At 62.2% G+C, this 5,801-nt stretch carries 6 protein-coding genes; 1 reads left to right on the top strand and 5 read right to left on the bottom strand.

From position 1 onward, the window contains the following. Positions 1-159 precede the first annotated feature (159 nt). Together LCF60_RS23075 and LCF60_RS23080 are read right to left on the bottom strand one after the other, a co-directional pair. Entirely contained in the window at positions 160-741 is a 582-nt protein-coding gene (locus LCF60_RS23075) for a rhomboid family intramembrane serine protease (RefSeq protein ID WP_292294886.1), read from the bottom strand. A 281-nt stretch (positions 742-1,022) separates the two neighbouring features. Continuing rightward, positions 1,023-1,463 carry a hypothetical protein gene (locus LCF60_RS23080; RefSeq protein WP_292294887.1) on the bottom strand — a complete coding sequence of 147 codons (441 nt, stop codon included), beginning with the start codon at positions 1,461-1,463 and terminating at the stop codon, positions 1,023-1,025. Positions 1,464-1,618: 155 nt separating this feature from the next. On the opposite strand from LCF60_RS23080, the gene LCF60_RS23085 reads away from it, so the two are divergent. Beyond that, on the top strand, positions 1,619-2,875 hold the full coding sequence (locus LCF60_RS23085; RefSeq protein WP_292294888.1) for a hypothetical protein: 1,257 nt from the start codon (positions 1,619-1,621) through the stop codon (positions 2,873-2,875). Between the two features lie 320 nt (positions 2,876-3,195). On the opposite strand, the gene tcmP is transcribed toward LCF60_RS23085, so the two are convergent. The 3 genes from tcmP to LCF60_RS23100 all read right to left on the bottom strand — a co-directional run bounded on the left by tcmP (position 3,196) and on the right by LCF60_RS23100 (position 5,799). After that, positions 3,196-4,335, bottom strand: a complete 1,140-nt coding sequence (gene tcmP, locus LCF60_RS23090; RefSeq protein WP_292294889.1) for a three-Cys-motif partner protein TcmP — start codon at positions 4,333-4,335, stop codon at positions 3,196-3,198. Positions 4,336-4,347: 12 nt separating this feature from the next. After that, a complete protein-coding gene (locus LCF60_RS23095) occupies positions 4,348-5,220 on the bottom strand; it encodes a phage Gp37/Gp68 family protein (protein WP_292294890.1) in 873 nt (290 codons plus the stop codon). 90 nt (positions 5,221-5,310) lie between these two features. Beyond that, positions 5,311-5,799, bottom strand: a complete 489-nt coding sequence (locus LCF60_RS23100; protein WP_292294891.1) for a tyrosine-type recombinase/integrase — start codon at positions 5,797-5,799, stop codon at positions 5,311-5,313. Positions 5,800-5,801: the final 2 nt, after the last annotated feature.

A 5,801-nucleotide genomic window follows, 5' to 3' on the forward strand; every position in this document is an offset into this window, starting at 1 on the left:
CGCAGCGTAGCATAAATAAACCCCAAAGTCCGATTCGGCCGCACAGTCCCTACTCACCTGTCTCAAATGCTGCGCGGTGCACGAATGGCAGGTTTGGTGAAGCCGCACCGCAGCGATAGGGCTGTAGCTCAATGGTGGGTCTGGGCCGGATGTGCTGCTTCATTCCAGATTGACGCCGGCGAGGCGCGGAGCATGGACGTGTGTTCGTACAAAGAATGCAGCAGCTGCGCCCGCGATAGCGCCGAACAGATGGGCCTCCCAAGAGACCCCAGGTTGACCCGGCAGAATGCCCCAGAGGATGGAGCCATACAGAACGCCGACGAGTAGTGCCGCGCCCAGCGTGACCGGCGAGCGATCCACCAGGCCGCGCGCCACGAGGAAGCCGAACCACCCGAAGACCAGCCCTGACGCACCGATATGAATGGCGGAGCTTCCGAACAGCCAGACGAGGCCGCCGCTGAGGCCTATCACCACGGCGTTCACAGCCAGCAAGGCCCGTGTGGTCGTGGCCACCAGCAGCCCACCCATCACCAGTAGCGGCGGCGTATTGGCCATCAGGTGCGCGAAGCTTCCGTGCAGGAGGGGCATCGCGATGACGCCGTCCAGCCCGCTGACGTGCCGGGGGATCAGGCCGAAGGTCGGGTTGAAGCCGTAGCCGATGATCCAGTTGACGACCTGGACCGCCCAGAGCAGCGCGACGAAGGCTGCAAGCGCCGTGGCGCGCCGTAAGAATGCGAGCATGTGATCCCGTTTCCTCATGTCGGCGAAAGTAGAGGTCTCAACAGCGCCTTCAACGGCTTTCGCGTGCTTCACAGGAAGCCCTCGGCGTTGTCAGCAAACCGTGGCCCAAGGCCGCCGAGGAGACCCGTCATGCCACGTCGATCCGTCCGGGTTCGTCCGCCTGCTCACTCGTCTGCCACCGCAGGAGTCGCGCAAGGTGGAGGGGATGGTGGCGGAGGCGCGAGAGGGTACCGAAGCGGTACTGAGATCGATGCCCGTGCCGAGGCAGGCGGCCCGGCGTGCTACTTCGGAAGTTGCCGTTGCTCGAGCGTCTCGTCGTCGCCATCGGATTTCATGGCGTCGGCGATCAGGTGGTTCACCGTCTCGTCGAAATAAGCCGTCACCTCGCGATAGAGGGTGCGGAACTCCGAGGCGACCGTACGTTCGAAGCTGGCTTGCCGCACCCTGACCATGACCGTGGTGCGCCGCTGCCGAGGATAGCGATAGGGTCGCACGCCGTGCTTGCGGCAGAGCGCCACGAAGATGCGCACCGACCAGACATCCGGCAGGGAATACTGAAGCTCGATCTCCGGCTCCGCGCTGTCCGCGGCTCCGAGATCCAGTCTGGCCTGAAGCCGGTCACGCGCCGCACCGGCCGCGGCCCGTTCACCATGGGTCGCACCTTGGGCGAACAGCCGCTCGAGCTTGGCAAGTTTCTCCCGGATATCCCTGTCGCTGGTCATGTGATCGCTCCCCGGCCGCGAACGTCTGATGGCCGTATCATCGGTGGAAGGTCAACCCGATCGGACGCCATTCCGTGTGTTCCGGCCATGGGCGTCCGGATCTTCATCCTGCAACCGCTCTGTGTCAGTATCGACAGCACAGGAGGGGGGGCGACATGGCCCGAAGCAGCACCCACAGATGGGCGTTCAAGTCCGGCATGCGGGCAGGCGCGTTCGGCTGGCGCAGCACGGCGAAGGCCGCCGCGCGACTGAAGGCCGCCGTTCGCGAGATCAAGACCGTGCGGAAGATCGATCCAGTCGCGGCCGGCGAGGGCGTCATCGCGCTCGCAGAACGCATCTGGCCGGCTTTCGAACACATCGACACCTCCTCCGGCTCGCTGGGCACTGCCGTTGCGCGCACTCTCGAAGACCTCGTTCCTATCCTGATCGACGCACCGGCGGACGAGACCACCCGTGCGGCTTGGGCGGAGCGGTTGCGCACGGCGATCGTCGATGACGGCGTGGATTACCTCGCCCCGCTCGCCGACCGTTTCGGAGAGATCGCGCAGGTCCCGTCGGTGATCAACGATCACGCGGATCGCGATCTCGACCTGATCTCGGCCGCATGGGAAAATCATGACCACTTCTCACATGTGCCGACCGCCACGCTGACCCTGTCCTGCCTGCTTAAGGCAGGCCGCCACGACGAGCTGCTCGCCCTTGTGGACAGCGCCAGAACGCGTCTGTGGTTCTATGAGAAATACGCAGCCGAGGCGCTTGTCCGCCAGGGCCGCGAAGCCGAAGCCCTGTCGCACGCTGCGGTGCTGCTCGAAGGTCAGCGCGTGCCACCGGGGTCTCGCGACATTGCACGCTTTTGCGAAAGCCTCCTGATCCGCCAAGGCAAGGCAGATGACGCCTATACGCGTTACGGCGTGCCGATGACGTCTGGCAATACATGGCTGGCGATGTGGCGCGACCTCGTGAAGCGCTACCCGGACAGAGATCCGCGCGCTGTCCTCGAAGACCTCATGGCGCACCACGGACGGAACGGAAAATGGTTCGCCACAGCGAAGACCGCCGGATATCTCGATATCGCCATCGACTGCGCCGCCGACGACGAGGCATCACCGGACACCCTGATTCGCGCGGCTCGGGACTTCGCGCAGAAGGACCCTGCCTTCGCGGCACAGGTGGCGCTGCATGCCATCGTGCATCTGCTCTCCGACCGAGGCTTCGAAGTCTCGCCTCTCGACATGGACGATGCGGTCGCCCATCTCATGACAGCCGCCAGACAGATCGACCACCTGTCGTGGGCGCTGGACCAGTTGCGCAGGATCGCCGACGACCGAGGCGGAGAAGACCTGATGCTCAAGCGTTTAAGACTGGTGACTGCGCGGCAGGCGAAAGAGATCGGTGCTGGGGCAAATTCATGAGCGCGATCCGGCCAAAGCCGCCCTGCATTGACCTTGGACGCTGCGGCGTGGCCGGGCCGGGCCTGCCGTTCGCTACACCTGCAAGATACCCGGCGGGGTGAACTCGCGCTTTGCGGAACCTTCCGGACCTTCTCCGTGGGGGCGAGATCCGCGCTGCACTCGCGAAGGCAGTCGGGAGGAGGGCGGAGGGCGGAAGTTCGCTGCATTAGCGAACGCACTCCCGGCTTACGGCAGAAGCGGACACTCAGTCAGGCTTATGCGGTCGGCTCCGGGATGATCGGCCCCGCGGGCGGAGTGAGACATGCGCTGCTGTGGGTCGCTCAAACCAAGGAAATTGCAGTATCGGGCTGGGGGACTCGCTTAGGGGCCGGAACATCGAAACGAACAACGCCCCGGTCCCGCATGTCTACGAGGACCTTGTTCAGATGCGGGCGACGGATCGGAACTTGCTCCATCGCCAGATTGAACATCGGCCCGGGAAACGCCCGCGTTCTGCCTTGCAGAAAGCCGACGATGATCTCCTCGGCCCGCGCCCTGTTCGCTTTGCAGCCGACGCCTTTCTGTTCCTGCTGAAACGCCGCGATGTCCGCCGGCGAGAACAGACTGACCTGCGGGCTGGCCCCTTCGCGAAGGTTGTGCCGCATCTCCAATTCCTGCTTCTCGACCTTCTCCTGAACGTCGCGGAAGACTTCCAACCCGGACGGGCTGTGCGTACCGAGTATTAGGCGCATCTTTACCCGCTCGCGCCTTGGCACCATGATCGAGAAATCTGGCAAGTATGACGCCACCTTGTTTGTGCGCATCGCAGCTTTCATCAAGTGCAGCATCTTCCGCTCGTTGCTCCACTCGGCTGGCAGGCGCGCAAACTCGTCAGCCCATTGGGCATCGGCGAGGAACCGACCGAACGATGCCGCCACCTCCTGATACTCGGCATGTCGGTTGATGTGGTCCGACATGAAATTCAACATGAACTCGCCGTTCTGTTCGCGCAGAAAGCGAAACACTTCCTCGTGGCGGATATTCCATCCGGTCGGGTCGATGAAGGTGAACGTGAAGCCATCGGTCAGCTTGGCGGCGATGGCGTCGAGGTTGTCTTCGAATGCGCCTTCGAAAACATGTATCTCGAACCGCCCTTTCAAAGCTGCGTACTCCCGAAGGCGTGCGACCGCCTCTGGGCGCTGTTCGCAGAAGCAGAAGCGTATTTTCAATCCACCTACACCGCGCTTTCCGAGATCGGCGCGAACGGCTTCCAGTGTGTTGATTGCCTGATCGAACGAGGCGTCTGAATATTTGGCGTCATCCGATACGCGCCAAGGTCCGGCGAAGGCATCTACGAAATTGAATGTCGGAGAATGGCCTTGCAGCGTCTTGTAGGCCGCCGCTTGGAGGTACTTCGTTAGGAACTGGTGCTTGATGAACGACTGTTCGCGGTCGCGGTAAAGATCTAAATCTGCTGTCATCTGGATTTTTCACTATTGCAATTCCGCCATGATCGCCTTCGGCACGATCTCCCACGGGAACCCGTTCCATTCTTCGCCTTCGAGCAGGCGACCGCCGGATTTCGGACGCGCACCGCCCCACTGTTTGAAGAAGAACGCCACGTCGTATTGCTCGCAGGCGACACGCAATTCGGTCGCCCACGCCGCTTCCATCGGACGCGCGCCGGGACCGCTTTCGCCGCCGACAATCGCCCAAGCCACGCCGGTCAAGTCAACCTGGCCAATCGGACCGAGCAGAGGTTCGAATGAGATGAAGCGCGCGTCAGAGTTAATCTGCCGAAGGTGTTCGATCCGCCCTTTGTGGGCGGCATCCTCGACAGACACGCCCAGCCAGATATGCGACGGCACTCGCCCATCGTTATAGCGGCGGCGCACATAGTTGCGCATCAGCGACGACCGTTTGGTAAGCACCTGATACACGTGCCAGTCCGCAGCTTCCATCGCATCGAACACGCGGTCGATGAACTCGCGCGGAATGTCCTTGTTGAAAAGGTCGCTCATCGAGTTGACGAAGATCATGCGCGGCTTCTTCCACTGGGCTGGCTGTGCCAGCCGCGCAGGCCAAAGCCGCAAGTCGAAGCCCTGTTCGTAAGGATGCCCTTCAATGCCGCGCCAGCGTTCCGCAAACCTCTCCGCGTAACAGTGGTCGCAGCCAGGACCGACCTTCGTGCATCCAGTGACAGGATTCCACGTCGCGTCTGTCCATTCGATCTCAGATCTCTGTGCCATGGTCGCCTCGATTTTGTTGACGACGCTACCAGCTTTCACGACTGTACGGAATCCCCCGCTATCGCTCAGCTTCGGAAGCGGACGCATCTGCTTCCGCCTGAACTCGCCGGGGGTCATTGCGAACGTCAGCTGCGGGGAGGCACACATCAGCGCAGAACGTTGAGCACAAGGTCAGCTCTGGGCCGTCAGTGAAGACGGCCCGGTTCGTCAAATTTCAATGGCCTCTGCGATCGCAAGAGCATCCTCAAGCTCGACGCCGAGGTATCTTACGGTGCTGTCCATCTTCGTGTGCCCCAACAGGAGCTGGACCGCACGGAGGTTGCCTGTCTTCTTGTAAATCTGTGTGACCTTGGTCCGCCGCATCGAATGTGTGCCATAGGCGCTGGCCTCCAAGCCGATCGAGGCAACCCACTCCCGGACAATTCGCGCATACTGGCGGGTCGAGATGTGGAGCCGTTCATGAAACCGGCCAGGCCAAAGGTATTCGGACCCGACCATCAACGGGTCCTGCATCCATCGATCGAGAGAGGCCCGAGTGCCTTCGGAGATTTCAAAGCGGACAGGCTTCTGCGTCTTGCTTTGCAGAACCGACGCGCGTTCCTTGATCTGGCCGGACGCCATGACATCGACGACCTTCATCCTGACCAGATCGCAGCCACGCAGCTTGCTGTCGATGGCCAGGTTGAAGAGGGCCAGAT

The sequence above is a fragment of the Marivita sp. genome, from assembly GCF_020055635.1.
In the GTDB taxonomy this organism is placed as follows: Bacteria; Pseudomonadota; Alphaproteobacteria; order Rhodobacterales; family Rhodobacteraceae; genus Marivita.